At 71.1% G+C, this 19,929-nt stretch carries 14 protein-coding genes and 2 tRNA genes; 13 read left to right on the top strand and 3 right to left on the bottom strand.

Annotated features, from left to right (window positions below; all coding sequences use genetic code 11):
- Positions 1–264: 264 nt before the first annotated feature.
- The 12 genes from dnaA to ACZ37P_RS21935 all read left to right on the top strand — a co-directional run bounded on the left by dnaA (position 265) and on the right by ACZ37P_RS21935 (position 16,880).
- Complete coding sequence (dnaA, locus tag ACZ37P_RS21990) at positions 265–2,205, top strand: chromosomal replication initiator protein DnaA (protein WP_401851336.1); 1,941 nt, start codon at positions 265–267, stop codon at positions 2,203–2,205.
- An 811-nt stretch (positions 2,206–3,016) separates the two neighbouring features.
- Positions 3,017–4,147, top strand: a complete 1,131-nt coding sequence (dnaN, locus tag ACZ37P_RS21985) for a DNA polymerase III subunit beta (protein WP_355336671.1) — start codon at positions 3,017–3,019, stop codon at positions 4,145–4,147.
- Positions 4,148–4,153: 6 nt separating this feature from the next.
- The gene (gnd, locus tag ACZ37P_RS21980; protein ID WP_467348204.1) at positions 4,154–5,158 is read left to right on the top strand and encodes a phosphogluconate dehydrogenase (NAD(+)-dependent, decarboxylating); all 1,005 of its coding nucleotides are present in this window, start codon (positions 4,154–4,156) and stop codon (positions 5,156–5,158) included.
- 52 nt (positions 5,159–5,210) lie between these two features.
- Positions 5,211–6,341 carry a DNA replication/repair protein RecF gene (gene recF / locus ACZ37P_RS21975; RefSeq protein WP_355336672.1) on the top strand — a complete coding sequence of 377 codons (1,131 nt, stop codon included), beginning with the start codon at positions 5,211–5,213 and terminating at the stop codon, positions 6,339–6,341.
- Positions 6,338–6,952 (top strand): DciA family protein, encoded by a 615-nt coding sequence (locus ACZ37P_RS21970; protein ID WP_391042011.1) that lies wholly within the window; start codon positions 6,338–6,340, stop codon positions 6,950–6,952. The genes recF and ACZ37P_RS21970 overlap by 4 nt, the downstream gene beginning before the upstream one ends.
- Positions 6,953–7,277: 325 nt before the next feature.
- Positions 7,278–9,278, top strand: coding sequence for a DNA topoisomerase (ATP-hydrolyzing) subunit B (gene gyrB, locus ACZ37P_RS21965; protein ID WP_355336774.1), 2,001 nt, complete (start codon positions 7,278–7,280; stop codon positions 9,276–9,278).
- 41 nt (positions 9,279–9,319) lie between these two features.
- Positions 9,320–11,971 carry a DNA gyrase subunit A gene (gene gyrA, locus ACZ37P_RS21960; RefSeq protein WP_355336674.1) on the top strand — a complete coding sequence of 884 codons (2,652 nt, stop codon included), beginning with the start codon at positions 9,320–9,322 and terminating at the stop codon, positions 11,969–11,971.
- A gap of 3 nt (positions 11,972–11,974) precedes the next feature.
- Positions 11,975–12,589 (top strand): DUF3566 domain-containing protein, encoded by a 615-nt coding sequence (locus ACZ37P_RS21955; RefSeq protein ID WP_391042007.1) that lies wholly within the window; start codon positions 11,975–11,977, stop codon positions 12,587–12,589.
- 83 nt (positions 12,590–12,672) lie between these two features.
- Positions 12,673–12,746 (top strand) — tRNA-Ile (locus tag ACZ37P_RS21950).
- A gap of 178 nt (positions 12,747–12,924) precedes the next feature.
- Positions 12,925–13,065, top strand: a complete 141-nt coding sequence (locus tag ACZ37P_RS21945; RefSeq protein WP_223187219.1) for a DLW-39 family protein — start codon at positions 12,925–12,927, stop codon at positions 13,063–13,065.
- Between the two features lie 255 nt (positions 13,066–13,320).
- Complete coding sequence (locus ACZ37P_RS21940; protein ID WP_467348200.1) at positions 13,321–15,492, top strand: vWA domain-containing protein; 2,172 nt, start codon at positions 13,321–13,323, stop codon at positions 15,490–15,492.
- Positions 15,489–16,880 carry a hypothetical protein gene (locus ACZ37P_RS21935; protein ID WP_391042004.1) on the top strand — a complete coding sequence of 464 codons (1,392 nt, stop codon included), beginning with the start codon at positions 15,489–15,491 and terminating at the stop codon, positions 16,878–16,880. Before ACZ37P_RS21940 ends, ACZ37P_RS21935 begins: the two co-directional genes overlap by 4 nt.
- A 118-nt stretch (positions 16,881–16,998) precedes the next feature.
- Here the strand turns inward: ACZ37P_RS21935 and ACZ37P_RS21930 are convergent, their stop codons facing one another.
- Both ACZ37P_RS21930 and ACZ37P_RS21925 read right to left on the bottom strand, forming a co-directional pair.
- On the bottom strand, positions 16,999–18,384 hold the full coding sequence (locus ACZ37P_RS21930; protein ID WP_467348199.1) for a serine/threonine-protein kinase: 1,386 nt from the start codon (positions 18,382–18,384) through the stop codon (positions 16,999–17,001).
- A 17-nt stretch (positions 18,385–18,401) separates the two neighbouring features.
- Positions 18,402–18,965: a helix-turn-helix domain-containing protein gene (locus tag ACZ37P_RS21925; protein WP_355336678.1), complete on the bottom strand. Its 564-nt coding sequence runs from the start codon at positions 18,963–18,965 to the stop codon at positions 18,402–18,404.
- Positions 18,966–19,071: 106 nt separating this feature from the next.
- Here ACZ37P_RS21925 and ACZ37P_RS21920 point away from each other — a divergent pair.
- Positions 19,072–19,144: transfer RNA gene (locus ACZ37P_RS21920), tRNA-Ala, on the top strand.
- 15 nt (positions 19,145–19,159) lie between these two features.
- On the opposite strand, the gene ACZ37P_RS21915 is transcribed toward ACZ37P_RS21920, so the two are convergent.
- Positions 19,160–19,915, bottom strand: coding sequence for a WbqC family protein (locus tag ACZ37P_RS21915; protein WP_467348198.1), 756 nt, complete (start codon positions 19,913–19,915; stop codon positions 19,160–19,162).
- Positions 19,916–19,929: the final 14 nt, after the last annotated feature.

The following is a 19,929-nucleotide window of genomic DNA, read 5'->3' as shown; positions in this document are numbered from 1 at the left end:
CCGGAAGACCCTCGCCCATCGGTAGGCAGGCGGCAGCAGCCATCGACAACTCGACCTCGATACGGTACGCGCGGCTAGGCCATCCGGTCAAACCCGGCGGTCGCGGGCCCGGCATTTGTACACACCCTGTGGACAACGACTTGAACCGCGCCTACCCCCTGACTACCGTGGCTGAACTCCCAACTCTTCCCGCCTGTCTTCAGGACCACACTTTCGCGGGAGTTGCCCGCACTTGCACCATTAAGCGACGAGAGAGCGTGCCCTGTGGCTGACGTAACCGCCGATCTTGCCGCAGTGTGGCCGCGCGTACTCCAGAAACTGCTGGTGGACAGCGAGGACCTGAAGCCCAAGGACGCGGAGTGGCTCAAGCGCACCCAGCCGCTGGCCCTGGTCGCGGGCACCGCCGTCCTCTCCGCGCCCAACGAATTCGCCAAGAGCGTCCTGGAGGGGCGGCTGCTGCCGCTGATCACCGAGGTGCTGAGCCGTGAGTTCGGTCACCCTGTCGGGATCGCCATCGCCGTCGCGTCCGGCGGCGACCAGGAGCCGGCCCCGGCCGACCACGACCAGGACCCGTACGAGCAGCAGCACGAGCGGCACGACCGCCGCGACGGGCACCGCGCGGATCACAGGGACGAGCTGCGCGACGACCACCGCGACGGCATGCGGGACGACCGGCACGGCGGCGACCTCGGGGACGACGGCATGCGGATGCGCCGCGCCTACCCCGAGCAGCAGAGCCAGGGCAGGCACGCGGGCCCCGATGAGTGGCCGCCGCGGCAGAGCGACGACGGCTGGCGGCAGCCGCGTACCGACAGTTGGACCCTGCCCGCGCAGAACAGCGGCGGCTTCCAGGACCGCGAGCCGTACCCGGAGCAGCAGAGCCACCGGTACCGACAGGACACGCACGACGGCTACCCGGTCGTACCGCACCAGGCGTACCCGCAGTCCCCGCAGGGCGGTTACGCGCCGCAGTCCGGCGGCTACCAGCAGCAGGACCGGCAGCAGGGCCAGGGCCGGCCGGACCAGCAGCCGCAGTCCACCGGGCGGCACGCGTCGCCGAATCTGTCGGGCGGCCGGCTCGACGGGCCCTCGGGGCCTTCCGGGCACTCCGACCCCTCGGGCCGCCAGAACCACTCGGGCCATTCGGGCTCCTCCTCCGGCGGCGCCGTCGAGCCGACCGCCCGGCTGAATCCCAAGTACCTCTTCGACACCTTCGTGATCGGCGCGTCCAACCGCTTCGCGCACGCGGCCGCGGTCGCCGTCGCCGAGGCCCCGGCCAAGGCGTACAACCCGCTCTTCATCTACGGGGAGTCGGGGCTCGGCAAGACGCACCTGCTGCACGCGATCGGGCACTACGCGCGGAGCCTGTACCCGGGGACGCGGGTGCGGTACGTCAGCTCCGAGGAGTTCACCAACGAGTTCATCAACTCGATCCGGGACGGCAAGGCGGACGCGTTCCGCAAGCGGTACCGGGACATGGACATCCTGCTCGTCGACGACATCCAGTTCCTGGCGAGCAAGGAGTCGACGCAGGAGGAGTTCTTCCACACGTTCAACACCCTGCACAACGCCAACAAGCAGATCGTGCTCTCCTCCGACCGGCCGCCCAAGCAGCTCGTCACCCTGGAGGACCGGCTCCGCAACCGCTTCGAGTGGGGCCTGATCACCGACGTCCAGCCGCCCGAGCTGGAGACCCGGATCGCGATCCTGCGCAAGAAGGCGGTGCAGGAGCAGCTCAACGCCCCGCCCGAGGTGCTGGAGTTCATCGCGTCCCGGATCTCGCGGAACATCCGCGAGCTGGAGGGCGCGCTCATCCGGGTCACCGCCTTCGCCAGCCTCAACCGGCAGCCGGTCGACCTCCAGCTCACCGAGATCGTGCTGAAGGACCTGATCCCCGGCGGCGAGGACTCGGTGCCCGAGATCAGCGGGACGGCCATCATGGCCGAGACCGCCGCGTACTTCGGGCTGGCCGTGGACGACCTGTCGGGCTCCTCGCGCAGCCGCGTCCTGGTCACCGCCCGGCAGATCGCCATGTACCTGTGCCGCGAGCTGACGGACCTGTCGCTGCCGAAGATCGGCGCGCTCTTCGGCGGCCGCGACCACACCACGGTCATGCACGCCGACCGGAAGATCCGCTCCCTGATGGCCGAGCGGCGCTCCATCTACAACCAGGTGACGGAGCTGACCAACCGCATCAAGAGCTGAGCCGCGCGCGGAGAAGCGCCGCCCACAGCCCCTCCGAGCGCCCCGGGAGACCTCTCCCGGGGCGCTTCGCGTTGTCCGCCGCGCCGCGCCCTGTTCGATTCCCGTACGCCGAGGGGCAGTTCTCCACAGGACTGTGGCAAATGGACCGTCCACACCCTGGGGACACCGGAGTTGTCCAGAAAGTCTCCACAGGCCGGGCGCCGCAACGGAGGTACGCCCAGCTCAGCCGGGTGTGGATATGTGGGCAACCCGAATCCACAGACTGTGGACAGAAAGGACACCTCTTGGGGGTCACTTCGCGTTGTCCACCGCTCGCCCACAGGTTGGGGCTCGTTGTGCACAGCATGGGATCGTTTCTCCACATCTCTGTCCACTGTTCGGCAACGAAACGCGCCTGGTCCCACGGAAGAGTGAAAGGCGTCACACCAAGGTGGTGGGTTGGCCTGGGGAGAACCTGGGTATTTCTGGGGACAGCGCTGGGGAGAACCCGGGGTCACCTGTGAATCGGGTGTGCACAACTTCCGGCCGTCCACAGGACCCCCTGGTTGTCCCCATGCCCCGCCCACAGGCCCGGTGGATAAAAAACAGGGTCTGACCTGCACCGGAACCACTTATCCACGGTATCCACAACCCCTATTACTACGACTACGTAGAGATAGATGGGAACCTGCTTCGAAGCGGGGGGTGTGCACAACTCGGCCCGGACCCGCCCTGCGGCTCGTGTCGCGGCTTGACGCCAACCCGCACCGACTGTCGGTGCTGTGCGTCAGACTGTTCCCCGACAGCCAGCAACAAGCAGGAGGCGGTTCCGGTGAAGATCCGGGTGGAGCGCGACGTACTCGCCGAGGCAGTGGCTTGGGCAGCCCGTAGCCTTCCGGCCCGTCCCCCGGTGCCCGTCCTCGCCGGGCTCCTGCTGAAGGCGGAGGAGGGCAAGCTCAGCCTCTCCGGCTTCGACTACGAGGTCTCGGCACGGGTGTCGGTGGAGGCCGAGGTCGAGGAGGAGGGCACGGTCCTGGTCTCGGGGCGGCTGCTCGCCGACATCTCGCGGGCCCTGCCCAACCGCCCGGTGGAGATCTCCACCGACGGAATCCGCGTGACCGTGGTCTGCGGCAGCTCGCGGTTCACACTCCACACCCTGCCTGTGGAGGAGTACCCGGCGCTGCCCGCGATGCCCGACGCCTCGGGGACGGTGCCCGGCGAGATCTTCGCCGCCGCCGCCTCCCAGGTCGCCATCGCCGCGGGCCGCGACGACACGCTGCCGGTGCTCACCGGTGTGCGGATCGAGATCGAGGGCGACACCGTCACGCTCGCCGCCACCGACCGCTACCGCTTCGCGGTCCGCGAGTTCCTGTGGAAGCCCGAGCAGGCCGACATCTCCGCCGTCGCCCTGGTGCCCGCCAAGACGCTGTTGGACACCGCCAAGTCGCTCACCAGCGGAGACACCGTCTCCATCGCGCTCGCAGGATCCGGCGCCGGTGAGGGCCTGATCGGCTTCGAGGGCGCCGGCCGCCGTACGACGACCCGGCTGCTCGAAGGCGACCTGCCGAAGTACCGCACGCTCTTCCCGACCGAGTTCGCCTCGGTCGCGGTGATCGAGACCGCGCCGTTCGTCGAGGCCGTCAAGCGCGTGGCCCTGGTCGCCGAGCGCAACACCCCGGTGCGGCTCAGCTTCGAGCAGGGCGTGCTCACCCTGGAGGCCGGTTCCAGCGACGACGCACAGGCTGTGGAGCGCGTCGACGCCAAGCTGGAGGGCGACGACATCTCGATCGCCTTCAACCCGACCTTCCTGCTCGACGGCCTCAGCGCGATCGACTCCGCCGTCGCCCAGCTCTCCTTCACGACCTCGACCAAGCCCGCGCTGCTCAGCGGCCGTCCCGCGCTCGACGCCGAGGCGGACGACGCGTACAAGTACCTGATCATGCCGGTCCGGCTGTCCGGCTGACGGCTGTTGGCGGCCGTCAGCCGGCCGCCGGGGCCGCCCCCGCCCGCCGGACACACCGTCCGGCTGAGCCGGTCACAGCGGGCCGTCGTAGGCTCGGCTCAGGTCAGACACGCTTCGAACGAAGGATCTGCGATGGAGCTCGGTCTCATCGGTCTCGGCAAGATGGGCGGCAACATGCGCGAGCGCATCCGCCGCGGCGGGCACACCGTCATCGGGTACGACCGGAACCCGGATCTCGCCGACGTCCACAGCCTCCAGGAGCTTGTGGACTCCCTCAAGGGACCGCGCGTGGTGTGGGTCATGGTCCCCGCGGGCGCGGCCACCCAGTCGACCATCGACGAGCTGGGCGAACTGCTCTCCCCCGGCGACCTCGTCGTGGACGGCGGCAACTCCCGCTGGACGGACGACGAGCGGCACGCCGACGAGCTGGCGGCCAAGGGCATCGGCTTCGTCGACTGCGGCGTCTCCGGCGGTGTCTGGGGCCTGGCCAACGGCTACGCGCTGATGTACGGCGGCAAGGACGAGGACGTCGCCAAGGCGCAGCCCATCTTCGACGCACTCAAGCCCGAGGGCGACGCCGGCGCCGTGCACGCGGGCAAGGTCGGCGCGGGCCACTTCGCCAAGATGGTCCACAACGGCATCGAGTACGCGATGATGCAGGCCTACGCCGAAGGCTGGGAGCTGCTGGAGGCGGTGGACTCGGTCACCGACGTCCGCGAGGTCTTCCGCTCCTGGAAGTCCGGTACGGTCATCCGCTCCTGGCTGCTCGACCTGGCCGTGGACGCGCTCGACAAGGACGAGCACCTGGGCGCCCTGCGCGGCCACGCGGACGACTCCGGCGAGGGCCGGTGGACGGTCGAGGCCGCCATCGACAACGCCGTGCCGCTGCCCGCCATCACCGCGTCGCTGTTCGCCCGGTTCTCGTCCCGCCAGGACGACTCGCCGCAGATGAAGATGATCGCCGCGCTCCGCAACGAATTCGGCGGCCACGCGGTCACCGCCGCCGAGTAGTACGAAAGCCAGACAGCAGGGAGGTCGGCGCGGTCCCGCGCCACAGCACGCGATGCACGTAGCGCACCTTTCGCTCGCCGACTTCCGTTCCTACGCCCGGGCCGAGGTCCCCCTCGACCCGGGCGTCACCGCTTTCGTGGGGCCCAACGGGCAGGGCAAGACCAATCTGGTCGAGGCCGTCGGCTATCTGGCGGCGCTGTCCAGCCACCGGGTCTCCACCGACGCGCCGCTGGTCCGGATGGGCGCCGAGCGCGCGGTCGTCCGGGCCCAGGTCGTGCAGGGCGACCGGCAGCAGCTCGTGGAGCTGGAGATCAATCCGGGGCGGGCCAACCGCGCCCGGATCAACCGCTCGGCGCCCGGCCGCCCGCGCGACCTGCTGGGCATCGTCCGCAGCGTGCTCTTCGCGCCGGAGGACCTGGCGCTGGTCAAGGGCGACCCGACCGAGCGCCGCCGCTTCCTCGACGAGCTGATCACCGCCCGCACCCCGCGCCTGGCCGGGGTCCGCAGCGACTACGACCGGGTGCTCAAGCAGCGCAACACCCTGCTGAAGTCCGCCGCGATGGCCCGCAGGCACGGCGGCAAGGGCGGCGATCTGTCCACCCTCGACGTATGGGACCAGCATCTGGCGCGGGTCGGCGCGGAACTGCTCGCGCAGCGCCTGGACCTGGTGGCCGCGCTCCAGCCGCTGGCCGACAAGGCGTACGAACAGCTCGCCCCCGGCGGCGGCCCGGTCGGCTTCGAGTACCGGGGCTCGATGGGCGAGAGGATGGCCGGGGCCGAGGGCCGCGAGGACCTGTACGGGCGGCTGCTGGAGGCGCTGGGCGAGGCGCGCAGGCAGGAGATCGAGCGCGGGGTGACGCTGGTCGGGCCGCACCGCGACGACCTGCTGCTCAAGCTCGGCCCGATGCCCGCCAAGGGCTACGCCAGCCACGGCGAGTCCTGGTCGTACGCGCTCGCGCTGCGCCTGGCGTCGTACGAACTGCTGTGCTCCGACGGCGGCGAGCCGGTGCTGGTGCTGGACGACGTCTTCGCCGAGCTGGACACCAAGCGGCGCGAGCGGCTGGCGGAGCTGGTCGCGCCCGGCGAGCAGGTGCTGGTGACGGCGGCGGTGGACGACGATGTGCCGGGTGTCCTGGTGGGGGCCCGGTTCGCGGTGGAGCAGGGGACGGTGGAGCGGGTATGAGCGAGCGCGGCGCGAAGCGGGCCAGGGGCGCGGGCGGCACGGCACTCCCGGCGGACGGCGCGGCCGACACCGCTCCGGCAGCGCCCGCGGGTACACCGTCCGGCACGCTCCCCGAGCAGACCGGCGTCGACCTCGCGCGGGTCGCGCTGCGCGCCGCGAAGGAGCAGGCCAGGGCCCGTGGCGCGGCGGCCGTGCAGAAGAAGCAGGCCAGGCGCGGCGGGCTGCGCAGCGGCGCGCGCGCCGACGGCCGCGACCCGCTGCCGCTGGGCGCCGCGATCAACCGGCTGATCACCGAGCGCGGCTGGGAGGCCCCGGCCGCGGTGGGCGGGGTGATGGGCCGCTGGCCGCAGCTCGTCGGCCCCGAGGTGGCGCTGCACTGCGCGCCCGCGCGGTACGACGAGGAGGACTCGGTCCTGACCGTCCAGTGCGACTCGACCGCCTGGGCGACCCAGCTCCGGCTGCTGGCGCCGACCCTGGTGGCCCGGCTCAACGCGGATCTCGGCCACGGCACGGTGAAGCTGATCAAGGTGCTCGGCCCCGCGGGCCCGGCCCGCTCGTACGGACGGCTGCGCGCCCCCGGCAGCGTCGGCCCCGGCGACACGTACGGCTGAGAACGCGCCGCCGCGCGTACGGCGGGGAGCGCGTTCGTACGGCGCCCGTAGCGACTTCGCGCCGACCCTGCTCAGCGTAGCCGGGGGTTGACAGCCGGAAGCCCTGGACGCCCGTGTGAGCGGTTTTGGCACCAGGGCCGCGTGTAGGGAGTCGGGCGGCGGCGGTTCGGGACGGCACATGGGAACTCAGGTACCGCCAAAGCCCCATTCATGTCGGCGCTACCGGTAGACTGATAGGCAGACCGCCCTCCCCTGGCAGCAGACAGGGGGACACCAGCGGAACATGTCGAAGACGCAGCCGATCCCGCCCCGCGGGAGACGGCTCGTGCTGTGCCAGAAAGGGCGCTTCGTGGCCGATTCCGGCAACCCCAACGAGAATTCCAGCAAGTCCTACGACGCCAGCGCGATCACCGTGCTCGAGGGTCTCGAAGCGGTGCGCAAGCGCCCCGGTATGTACATCGGTTCGACCGGTGAGCGGGGCCTGCACCACCTCGTCCAGGAGGTCGTCGACAACTCGGTCGACGAGGCGATGGCCGGTCACGCGGACACCATCGACGTCACCATCCTCGAAGACGGCGGCGTGCGCGTCGTGGACAACGGCCGCGGCATCCCGGTGGGCATCGTCCCCTCCGAGGGCAAGCCGGCCGTCGAGGTCGTGCTGACGGTGCTGCACGCGGGCGGCAAGTTCGGCGGCGGCGGTTACGCGGTCTCCGGCGGTCTGCACGGCGTCGGCGTCTCCGTGGTCAACGCGCTGTCCTCCCGGGTCGCGGTCGAGGTGCGCACCGAGGGCCACCGCTGGACGCAGGACTACAAGCTGGGTGTGCCGACGGCGCCGCTGCTGAAGAACGAGGCGGTCGACGAGACCGGCACCACGGTCACCTTCTGGGCAGACGCGGACATCTTCGAGACCACCGACTACTCCTTCGAGACGCTGTCGCGGCGCTTCCAGGAGATGGCGTTCCTCAACAAGGGCCTGCGGATCTCGCTGACCGACGAGCGCGCCGACCACGTGGACGAGGAGGGCAAGCCGCTCACCGTCACGTACCACTACGAGGGCGGCCTCGTGGACTACGTGAAGTACCTGAACTCGCGCAAGGGCGAGCTGATCCACCCCACCGTCATCGACATCGAGGCGGAGGACAAGGAGCGGCTGCTGTCGGTCGAGGTCGCCATGCAGTGGAACACCCAGTACAGCGAGGGTGTGTACAGCTTCGCGAACACGATCCACACGCACGAGGGCGGCACGCACGAGGAGGGCTTCCGCGCGGCGATGACCGGCCTGGTCAACCGCTACGCGCGCGAGAAGAAGTTCCTCCGGGAGAAGGACGACAACCTGGCGGGCGAGGACATCCGCGAGGGTCTGACCGCGATCATCTCCGTCAAGCTCGGCGAGCCGCAGTTCGAGGGCCAGACGAAGACGAAGCTGGGCAACACCGAGGCGAAGACGTTCGTCCAGAAGGTCGTGCACGAGCACCTGACCGACTGGCTGGACCGCAACCCCAACGAGGCCGCGGACATCATCCGCAAGTCGATCCAGGCGGCCACCGCCCGGGTCGCGGCCCGCAAGGCGCGGGACCTGACCCGCCGCAAGGGGCTGCTGGAGTCCGCGTCGCTGCCCGGCAAGCTGAGCGACTGCCAGTCCAACGACCCGACGAAGTGCGAGATCTTCATCGTCGAGGGCGACTCGGCCGGCGGCTCCGCGAAGTCCGGCCGCAACCCGCAGTACCAGGCGATCCTCCCGATCCGCGGCAAGATCCTCAACGTGGAGAAGGCGAGGATCGACAAGATCCTCCAGAACACCGAGATCCAGGCCCTGATCTCGGCCTTCGGCACCGGTGTGCACGAGGACTTCGACATCTCCAAGCTCCGCTATCACAAGATCATCCTGATGGCGGACGCCGACGTCGACGGCCAGCACATCAACACCCTGCTGCTGACCTTCCTGTTCCGCTTCATGCGGCCGCTGGTCGAGGCCGGGCACGTCTACCTCTCCCGCCCGCCGCTGTACAAGATCAAGTGGGGCCGGGACGACTTCGAGTACGCGTACTCCGACCGTGAGCGGGACGCGCTGGTGGAGATCGGCAAGCAGGCCGGCAAGCGCATCCGCGAGGACTCGATCCAGCGCTTCAAGGGTCTGGGCGAGATGAACGCCGAGGAGCTGCGGGTCACCACGATGGACATCGACCACCGGGTGCTCGGCAAGGTCACGCTCGACGACGCGGCCCAGGCCGACGACCTGTTCTCGGTGCTGATGGGCGAGGACGTGGAAGCCCGCCGCTCCTTCATCCAGCGCAACGCCAAGGACGTCCGGTTCCTGGACATCTGAGTCGGCCCCCACTGGCCGTGTGAAAGGACTAATCGACAGCGATGGCCGACGACACCTCCAACGTTCCCCCCGTGCCCGACGTACCCCCGTCCGAGATGGACGAGCGCAACGAGTCGGGTGGCCTGCGCATCGAGCCTGTCGGGCTCGAGACCGAGATGCAGCGCAGCTATCTCGACTACGCGATGTCCGTCATCGTCTCGCGCGCGCTGCCGGACGTGCGGGACGGCCTCAAGCCGGTGCACCGCCGCGTGCTGTACGCGATGTACGACGGCGGCTACCGGCCCGAGAAGGGCTTCTACAAGTGCGCGCGCGTCGTCGGCGACGTGATGGGCACCTACCACCCGCACGGTGACTCCTCGATCTACGACGCGCTGGTCCGTCTCGCGCAGCCGTGGTCGATGCGGATGCCGCTGGTGGACTCCAACGGCAACTTCGGTTCCCCGGGCAACGACCCGGCCGCCGCGATGCGGTACACCGAGTGCAAGATGATGCCGCTGTCCATGGAGATGGTCAGGGACATCGACGAGGAGACCGTCGACCTCCAGGACAACTACGACGGCCGCAACCAGGAGCCGACGGTCCTCCCGGCGCGCTTCCCGAACCTGCTGATCAACGGTTCCGCGGGCATCGCGGTCGGCATGGCGACGAACATCCCGCCGCACAATCTGCGTGAGGTCGCCGACGGCGCCCAGTGGTGCCTGGCCAACCCGGACGCCACGCCCGAGGAGCTGCTCGACGCCCTCATGGAGCGGATCAAGGGCCCGGACTTCCCGACCGGCGCCCTGGTCGTCGGCCGCAAGGGCATCGAGGACGCCTACCGTACGGGCCGCGGCTCGATCACGATGCGCGCGATCGTCGAGGTCGAGGAGATCCAGAACCGGCAGTGCCTGGTCGTCACCGAGCTGCCGTACCAGACCAACCCGGACAATCTGGCGCAGAAGATCGCCGACCTGGTGAAGGACGGCAAGATCGGCGGCATCGCCGACGTCCGTGACGAGACCTCGTCGCGCACCGGCCAGCGGCTGGTCATCGTCCTCAAGCGGGACGCGGTCGCCAAGGTCGTGCTGAACAACCTGTACAAGCACACCGACCTCCAGTCCAATTTCGGCGCCAACATGCTGGCGCTGGTCGACGGCGTGCCGCGCACCCTGTCGCTGGACGCGTTCATCCGCAACTGGGTGAACCACCAGGTCGAGGTCATCGTGCGGCGGACCCGCTTCCGGCTGCGCAAGGCAGAGGAGCGCGCCCACATCCTGCGCGGTCTGCTCAAGGCGCTGGACGCGATCGACGAGGTCATCGCGCTGATCCGGCGCAGCGACACCGTCGAGGTCGCGCGCGAGGGCCTGATGGGCCTGCTCCAGATCGACGAGATCCAGGCCAACGCGATCCTGGAGATGCAGCTCCGCCGGCTGGCCGCCCTGGAGCGGCAGAAGATCATCGCCGAGCACGACGAGTTGCAGCAGAAGATCAACGAGTACAACGCGATCCTCGCCTCGCCGGAGAAGCAGCGGCAGATCATCAGCGAGGAGCTCCAGGCCATCGTCGACAAGTTCGGCGACGACCGGCGCAGCAAGCTGGTGCCCTTCGACGGCGACATGTCCATGGAGGACCTGATCGCCGAGGAGGACATCGTCGTCACGATCACCCGTGGCGGCTACGTCAAGCGCACCAAGACCGAGGACTACCGGTCGCAGAAGCGCGGCGGCAAGGGCGTACGCGGCGCGAAGCTGAAGCAGGACGACATCGTCGACCACTTCTTCGTGACCACCACCCACCAGTGGCTGCTGTTCTTCACCAACAAGGGCCGGGTCTACCGGGCCAAGGCGTACGAGCTGCCGGACGCCGGGCGGGACGCGCGCGGCCAGCACGTGGCGAATCTGCTGGCCTTCCAGCCGGACGAGCGGATCGCCCAGATCCTGGCGATCAAGGACTACAACGCGGCGCCGTACCTGGTGCTGGCCACCAAGGCCGGACTGGTGAAGAAGACCGCGCTGAAGGACTACGACTCGCCGCGCGCGGGCGGTGTCATCGCGATCAATCTGCGCGAGTCCGGCGCCGTGGACGGCGACGCGGACGGCGAGGGCGCGGTGCTCGGCACCTCCGACGAGCTGATCGGCGCCGAGCTGGTCTCCGCGGAGGACGATCTGCTGCTCGTCAGCCGTAAGGCGCAGTGCATCCGCTTCACCGCCACCGACGACGCGCTGCGCCCGATGGGCCGCGCCACCTCGGGCGTGAAGGGCATGAGTTTCCGTCCAGGTGACGAACTCCTCTCGATGAATGTCGTCCGGCCCGGTACGTTCGTGTTCACCGCCACGGACGGCGGGTACGCGAAGCGCACATCGGTGGACGAGTACCGGGTCCAGGGGCGCGGCGGACTCGGTATCAAGGCGGCGAAGATCGTGGAGGACCGCGGTTCTCTGGTCGGCGCTTTGGTTGTCGAGGAGACCGATGAGATCCTGGCCATCACGCTCAGCGGTGGGGTGATCCGTACGCGGGTCAACGGGGTCAGGGAGACGGGCCGTGACACCATGGGCGTCCAACTGATCAACCTCGGTAAGCGGGACGCCGTCGTCGGCATCGCGCGGAACGCCGAAGCGGACGACGACCCGGAGTCGGCCATCGTGGCCGAAGCCGGTGAGGACGACGGAGCGGTCGCGGGCCTGGAGCCCGAGGCCGGTGAAGCGGAGGAGTAAGCCGTGAGTGGAGCCACGGGCGCCGCAGGTGGGGCGGGCAGGACCGGGGGTGCCCATGGCTCGGCCAACCTCAACGGCCCGCAAGAGGGGGGATACACCGTGACTGACACGCGTCAGCCGCCGCCGCACCAGCCGGCGCAGGCGTACGCGCCGCCGGCACCCGCCACACCTCCGCCGACGCCGGGTTCGCCCGCCGCCGCGGGGGTGCGCAGGCCGCGTCCCGCGGCCCGGTCGGTGCCGCGCACCCGCAAGGCGCGGCTGCGGATCGCCAAGGCCGATCCCTGGTCGGTGATGAAGGTGAGCTTCCTGCTCTCCATCGCACTGGGCATCTGCACGATCATCGCCGTGGCGGTGCTGTGGATGGTGCTGGACGCGATCGGCGTCTTCAGCACCGTCGGCGACACCATCAGCGAGGCCACCACGTCCGAGCAGGGCGGCAGCGGCGGCTTCGACCTGGTGTCGTTCCTGTCGCTCTCCCGGGTGATGGTCATCACCTGTGTGATCGCCGTGATCGACGTCATCCTGGCCACCGCGCTGGCCACGCTCGGCGCCTTCGTCTACAACCTCTCGGCGGGCTTCGTCGGCGGTGTCGAGCTGACGCTGGCGGAGGACGAGTAGCCGTCCGTCAGGGCGGCAGGTCGGGGCGGCGGATACCGATTTTGGGACATGGCCCAGGGTGCGCTAATCTTTCGGTGCAGCGCGGGGCTATAGCTCAGACGGTTAGAGCGCTTCCCTGATAAGGAAGAGGCCCCAGGTTCAAGTCCTGGTAGCCCCACCGCGTGAAGGCCCCCAACCGCAAGTCGGTTGGGGGCCTTCGGTGTGTACGAGGGGTGTGAGGCCGCGCTGTTGAGGGTAGAACGAAAGGCCGCACAGGTCACCGTTCGGTATCGGCCGCTGTGTATAGTCGGGCGCGTCAGAAGCTCTCCCCACGGAATCAAGGAGGAGGTCACGCGATGAAGAAGTTTCTCCTGGTCGCCCTGGCCGCCGTCGCCGGACTGTTCGTATACCGACAGATTCAGGCGGACCGCGCCGAGCAGGACCTGTGGACCGAAGCCACCGACACGGTTCCGGCGGGATCCAGCACGACCGTGTGAACCGTACGTACTGTCTTCGGGCCCCGGCCGCACTCATGGGTGAGTGCCGCCGGGGCTTCGCTGTTTCCGGGGGCCGTGGGGGCGGGTCGGGGGCTTGGCTGTCGCGGGCGGGTCGGGGGACTTGGCCGCTGCCGGGGCGTGTGGGCGAGCCCGGCTCGGCTGTTGCGGGACCGTGACAGGAACCGCTTGAGTTTGCCTGAGCAAATCCTTAGGTTTGCTCTTGCAAATGAAGTGGAGCGAGGGGGATGTGACGGCATGGAACGACGACCACCACCGGGGCGGGCAGCCGCCACCGCCGCGCTGCTCGGGGCGCTGCTCCTGGCCTGCGCGGCCGTGCTGACCGGCGCGGGAACCGCCGCCGCGGCCCCGGCCGCACCCGCCGCCCCGGCCGTCGGCCAGGACGGCAGCCTGATCATGGTGCTGGACTCCTCCGGCTCGATGGCGGGCCCCGACGGCTCGGGCAGCACCCGGATCGCCTCGGCCCGCAAGGCCGTCGGCTCCGTCGTGGATTCGCTGCCGGACGGCTACCCGACCGGACTGCGGGTCTACGGCGCGGGCAAGCCGCACGGCTGCGACGACACCTCGCTCGCCAAGCCGGTCACCCCGCTCGACCGGGACGCCGTCAAGCGCGCGGTGGACGCCGTACAGCCCAAGGGGGACACCCCGACGGCGCTCGCGCTCACCAAGGCGGCCGACGACCTGCCCGCCGACGGGCGGCGCACGATCCTGCTGATCTCGGACGGCGAGTCCAACTGCGGGGCGCCCAAGCCGTGCGACGTGGCCGCGCGGCTCGCGGGCGACGGCAAGGACGGCATCGACCTGCGGATCAACACGGTCGGCTTCCAGGTCAAGGGCGCGGCCCGCGACGAGCTGGAGTGCGTCGCCCGCGCCGGGCACGGCTCGTACTACGACGCGCCGGACGCCGCCTCGCTCGCCCGCCAGCTCGTGCGCGCCTCCCAACTGAGCGCGGACGCGTACCGCTTCGAGGGCACCCGGATCACCGGCGGCGACTCGGCGGAGCACGCCGCCTCGATCAGCACCGGCCAGTACCTCGACACCATCGGCCCCGGCGAGACGCGCTGGTACGCCGCCACGCTGGACGGCGTCTCGACCGCCGACGCGTCGGTCACCGCGGCCCCGCAGCCGGGCGTGCCGGTCACCTACGGCGACGGCCTGGAGCTGAAGCTCACGGGTACGGGCAAGTACGCCTACTCCTGCGACACGCAGTCCGCGCACTTCGGGCAGAACGAGGGCGCGATGACGCTGACCGGCGCGGTCAGCCGGGTGCCGTCCGCCGACCACAAGGACGACTGCGACAAGGCGGGCCGCTACCTGCTGTCGGTGCACCGGACGAGCGCGCCCGCCTCCGACCGGAGCCGCTGGCCGGTCGAACTGCGGCTGGACGCCGAGGCGCCGCTGTCCGCGGGCACCACACCGGCCGCCGCGCGGACCGACTACGGGACCGCTCCCGCGCCCGTCACCGGCACGCCCAAGGACCTCGTCGGCGGCACCGGCTTCAACGACGCCGCACGGGTCGGCACCGGCGTCTGGCGGGACCACCTGCTGCCCGGCCAGACCCGCTACTACAAGGTCCACCTCGGCTGGGGCCAGCAGCTCACCTACGCGGCGGAATTCGCCAACGAGCCGGTCCTGGACGACTCCTCGTCCCACGCGTCCACCTTCGTCACCACCTCGGCCTTCGCGCCCGGCAGGCTCCCGATCGAGAGCGCCTCCGACGCCCGCGGCGAGCGCTCGTACTTCGGCAAGCCGCTGTCGGTCGGCCTCGGTACGGTCCCGGTGACCTGGACCAACCGCTGGACGGTCGGCGACCCGGCCGACACCGTGCACAGCGCGGGCGACTACTGGATCGCGGTCGGACTCGGCCCGAACGCGGCGCAGTTGGCCAAGAACGCCGCTGTCGGCGTCATCCTGCGGGTCGCGGTCACCGGCGACGAGCTGGCGGGCCCCGAGTACCAGGCGCCGAAGCTGGCCCGGCAGGGCGGCGACCGGAACGGCGCGAGCGGCGCCGACGGCGGTACGAAGGGCCGGGCCGCGGGGGACGGTGACGGTGACGGTGACGGTGACGGTGACGGTACGGGCTCCGCCGCGGGGTCCGGCATCGGCTCGGTCACGGGCAAGGACCTGCTCGCGGCGGGGACGGGCGGCGCCGTGGCGCTGGCCGGAGTCGGGGTGGCGGCGCTGATCCGCCGCGCCGGGGCCCGTCAGCGGTTCCGTGCGCAGGCGGGCCCTCAGACGGGCCCTCAGACGGGCCCTCAGACGGGCCCTCAGACGGGCCCTCAGACGGGCACACAGACCGGCACACAGCCGGGCACACAGACCGGCACACAGCCGGGCACACAGCCGGGCACACCGTCCGGCACTCAACCGGGCACTCAGTCCGGCGACGACTACAGGGGTGGGGCATGAAGCGCCAACTGACGTTCACCGCGGCGGCGGGCGTGCTCGCGCTCGCCGCGCTCCAGGGGCAGGCGGCGGCCGACACGGCGTCACCGTCCGCGCCCCCGTCCTCCGCGTCGGGGTCGGCCTCGGCCGGTTCCACGGGGGTCCCGACCGAGGCCCCGGCCACCTGGAAGCCGGAGGGCACCGCCGTCTCGGGGGCGCAGACCACGGCGGACGCGCCGCCGTTGAAGGCCGCGACCACGTACCGGGACATGATCAAGCCGAACGAGACCCGGATGTACGGGATCACGCTCGACGCCACGTCCTCGGCGTACGCCTCGGCCTTCGCGCTGCCGCCGACCGGCTCGCGGGTGGCGTACAACGACGGGCTGGAGCTTGAACTCCAGAGCGCGGACGGCACCACCTGCGACAGCCGGGACGCCAACTTCCGTGACGACGACGCGACCCGGCCGATCGGCTCGGCGGTCGCGCGGCTGGCGGGCGTCGGCACGTCCTGCCAGGAGGCCAACCAGTACACGCTGTCGGTGCACCGGACGAGCGCGGGGACGTCCGACCCCGGCGCGTGGCCGCTGGAGCTGCGCTTCGTCCTCGAACCCGCGCTGAAGGCCGGGACGACGGCGCAGCCCGCGCCGAACTTCGGCTCCGCGTCGCCGACCCCGCTGACCGCGGGCACCCCGCGGCAGGCCCGCGGCGGCCCGAGCTTCGAGACGGCGGCGGCCGTCAAGACCGGCATCTGGAAGGACAAGGTGCTGCCGGGCGAGACGCGCTTCTACAAGGTCCCGGTCGACTGGGGCCAGCAGGCCACCGTCTTCTCGGACTTCTCCAGCGCTCCGGCCAACGGCGACAGCGCCACGTACATCGGCCAGGGCGTGCGGCTGACGGCGTACAGCCCGGTTCGCGAGCTGATCGACTCCGTCGACCACTCCTACTCCGGCGCGCCGACCTCGCTGAACGAGCGGCTGGCGCCGGTGTCGTACGCCAACAGGGCGGGCAGCGCCACCGATGTGGTGCGGGTGCGGTACGCGGGCTGGTACTACTTCGCGGTCACCGTGCACCCCGATGTCGCCAAGGCGGTGACGGGCGCGGTGCCGGTCACCCTGCGGGTGGACGTCAAGGGCGAGGCGCTGCCCGCGCCCGCGTACGACGGTGATCCGGGCGCGGCCGGCATCGGCGTCAGCGCGCACGACGTCTCGGCGGCGAACGGCTCGGGCACCGGGTCGTCCGGGTCGTCCGGCAGTTCGGGGCTGCGCTTCCTCGCCTTCGGCGCCATGGGCGCCGGGACGGTGCTGCTGCTCACGCTCGTGGTGTGGTTCGTCGCCGCGCGGCGACGGGCGGCGCGGACGGCGGACGCGGTGCCGCCGCAGCCGGGGTACGGGCCGCCGCCTGCCTGGTAGCGGGTGTCCTGTACGGGCTCTCGGACGGATTCTTGTACGGGTTCTTGTACGGATGCCGGTAATAGTCGCTCTCCTGGAGGGCGGCTGTTACCCGTTTCCGCGCGGAGGCACGGCGGCTCTAGGAGGCCAGCAGGGCCAGGATGCCGACGACGAAGCACAGGACGGCGACGACGAGGACCGGCACGACCACCTTGGCCGAAGGGCCCGGCGTGGGCGCGCGGACCGGGAGGCGGGCCGAGACCGTACCGGCGCTGTGACCGGCCGCGGGGTCCGCGGCTGCCGGGCCGGTGGCCGCCGGGTCGGGCAGCGGGCGCGTCGGGGCCGTACGGGCGATGGGCGCGGCCGGGGGGAGCGGCTGGGCGGGGGTGTACGGCTCCGCGCGGGTCCTGGTGTGGGTGACCGGCTGTACGGGGGCGGGGGCCGTTGTCTGCGGGGCGACTGCCTGCGGGGCGGTCGTCTGCGGGGCGGCTGTCTGCGGGGTGGCCGTCTGCGGGGCGGCGAGGGGGAAGCCGGTGGTGAGGGCGCGGGCCGGTTCCGGGACGGCCGGGGCGGCGGGCGCGGCGGGTTCCGGTTCCGCGGGCCCCGCGTGCCTCGCGCGTTCCGCGGACTGCGAGGACTTGGCGGCCAGCGGGCCGTCCGGGCCGAAGCCCTCGGGCAGCGGGCCGATCTGGTCGAAGACCTCCACCGGTTCGTCGCCCGCGGCCGGTTCCCCGATCAGCTCCACGGCGGCGGCCAGCGCCTTGCGCGCGCCGTTGGCCGTACGGAATCTGGCCCGCGGGTCGGGTTGCAGCAGCGCGCCGATGACCTGCCACAGCGGCTCCGGCACCCCCACGGGCGCGGGCGGCATGCCCATCGTCAGGAAGCGCTCCGAGATCGCCTGCGCGTCCGGCTTCTGCCCGCCCAGCAGATAGAGCGCGACCAGGCCCACCGCGTAGAGGTCGGCGGGGACGTCGGGCTCGGCGCCGAGCATCTGCTCCGGCGCGAAGTAGCCGGGCGTGCCGACCACGTAGTCCGTCTCGGTCAGCCGCGGCTCGCCCTTGCGCATGGCGATGCCGAAGTCCGACAGGCGCAGGTGCGGGGTGCCGGTGCCGGTCGCCTCCAGCAGGATGTTCGCGGGCTTGATGTCGCGGTGGACGACGCCCTCGGCGTGCACGGCGGTCAGCCCGGACAGCAACTGGTCGAGCAGCACGCACACATAGTGCGGCGGCAGCGGCCCGTAGTCGCCGATCAGGTGCGACAGCGAGCCGCCGTGCACCAGGTCCATGGTGAACAGCACCTTGTCGTCGTCGGCCGCCCAGCTCGCCGGGGCCAGCACATGGGGGTGGTCGATCCGCATCGCCTGTTCGCGGACGAAACGCAGCAGCGCGTGCGCGTCGCTCTGCTGGAGGACCTTGGCGGCCACGTAGCGGCGCCTGCGGCGGTCCCACGAGCGCCAGACCGCGCCCACGCCGCCGCGGCCGATCGGGTCCACCAGTTCGTACCGGCCCGCGAAGACCTCACCCATGGTGCGCGCCCCTCCCCTCAGTCCTGATGCGCCTCGTAGTGCGCGACCGCCTCACCGGTCCGCCCGGCGCCGTACACACGAAGGAACTCTGCCAGTTGCGGGTGGGCGGGCGCGAGGGAGTGCGCCGCCCGCTCGATCTCCTGCGCGGACGCGACCGACCGCAGCACGTCCTGGATGCCCCGCACCACCTGCCGCGCGGGCGCCGCCGGGAGCTCCCCGGCCGCCGAGTGCGTCGTCGTCCCGCCCAGCACCGACGACCCGGCCAGCTCCCGGATCTCGTCCATCCGCGCCGCGGCCTCGATCGCCCCCGTCCGGCCCTCCGCCACCTGCCACGCCAGCTCCTGCAACGCCTGCAACCGCTGCACCACCGCCGGATTCCCGATCTTCGCCCGCTGCCCGCTCATGAGCTGCGACAGCATCGGCGCCGACAGCCCCAGCACCGCCGCCAGCCGCGCCTGGTTCAGCCCCAGGTCCGCCAGCAGCCGCCTGAACAGATCCCCCAACGGCTCCCCGTACCACCCCCGCTGCAACTCCCTCGCCTCCTGCGCGCGACGTGCCGAGTCCTGCGCCGACGCATCCATACGCGCTCCCAATTTGCTCCCGCGAATCCAGCAAACCCATCCTACGGACCCACCCCCATACCCGTTCGGCCCCCGCCCCCGGAACCGGTACGCTGTCTCCCGTAGCGGGGCCTTAGCTCAGTTGGTAGAGCGCTGCCTTTGCAAGGCAGATGTCAGGAGTTCGAATCTCCTAGGCTCCACAGCGTTCCCGCAGTTCAGCGGCCCCCTTGCCCGGTCCGGGCGAGGGGGCCGCTGGCGTGCGGGACACGAGCTGTGAGGAACTCGTCGAACGCGGCCTTGACGTTGCGGGGGCCGTACGCGGCGAGTGCCCACAGGGCGGACACTGTCGCCGCCCCCGTCCACAGGCCCTCGGAGGATGGTGGACGGAGTGCGTGGACGCTGAGACCCCGCTCGGCGAAGGGGCTTCGGTCGAGGTATCGCATGCCGCCCGTGCCGCAGAGGTAGGTGTCGGCGCCGACCGCCCTCGTGAGGTCGGCCAGGCGTGCCGAGCGGTCCGAGGACGCGGCGAGGTCACTGCTGTGCACGATGGAGCCGCGCCAGTCCAGGACGTTCAGCAGGGCGCGGGTGGTGGATTCAGCGACGGACGCTGTCCCACCGGTTTCAGTGACCGCCTGGACTGCGGGTTGGAGGGCGGCTTGCAGCAAAGGCCAGTACGCGGCGGGGCGGTAGTGCTGTGCGGGCAACTGGCTGAGGCGCCGGGCGGCGCGTGACGGGTCTACGAGTCGGGCCTCGCGGATCAACGTTGCGCGCCCGTAAGGGAGATGGGTTTCCACGGACAGCCACCGGCACTGCTCCGGGCGGTGGAGCCCCGCGAGCCGGGCTCGGTGCTGGTAGTCGCGACGGACGAACTGGACGTCGTCGAGGACCACCCATACGTCGGCCGCGTAGAGCTTCGCCAGCGTGGAGAGGCGGGGCAGGAGGTTGGGCTGATGGATCGCGCACGAGCGCACGGCCGGTGCGTGCA

This window comes from Streptomyces sp. NPDC024632 (assembly GCF_055559175.1).
This window is presented reverse-complemented; position numbering and strand designations above follow the sequence as displayed.

Excerpts from the sequence above, each read along its gene's own strand:
- recF (WP_355336672.1), top strand. The coding sequence starts at position 5,211 with ATGCACGTAGCGCACCTTTCGCTCGCCGACTTCCGTTCCTACGCCCGG.
- ACZ37P_RS21970 (WP_391042011.1), top strand. The coding sequence starts at position 6,338 with ATGAGCGAGCGCGGCGCGAAGCGGGCCAGGGGCGCGGGCGGCACGGCA.
- gyrA (WP_355336674.1), top strand. The coding sequence starts at position 9,320 with ATGGCCGACGACACCTCCAACGTTCCCCCCGTGCCCGACGTACCCCCG.
- ACZ37P_RS21945 (WP_223187219.1), top strand. The coding sequence starts at position 12,925 with ATGAAGAAGTTTCTCCTGGTCGCCCTGGCCGCCGTCGCCGGACTGTTC.
- ACZ37P_RS21940 (WP_467348200.1), top strand. The coding sequence starts at position 13,321 with ATGGAACGACGACCACCACCGGGGCGGGCAGCCGCCACCGCCGCGCTG.
- ACZ37P_RS21935 (WP_391042004.1), top strand. The coding sequence starts at position 15,489 with ATGAAGCGCCAACTGACGTTCACCGCGGCGGCGGGCGTGCTCGCGCTC.
- ACZ37P_RS21930 (WP_467348199.1), bottom strand. The coding sequence starts at position 18,384 with ATGGGTGAGGTCTTCGCGGGCCGGTACGAACTGGTGGACCCGATCGGC.
- ACZ37P_RS21925 (WP_355336678.1), bottom strand. The coding sequence starts at position 18,965 with ATGGATGCGTCGGCGCAGGACTCGGCACGTCGCGCGCAGGAGGCGAGG.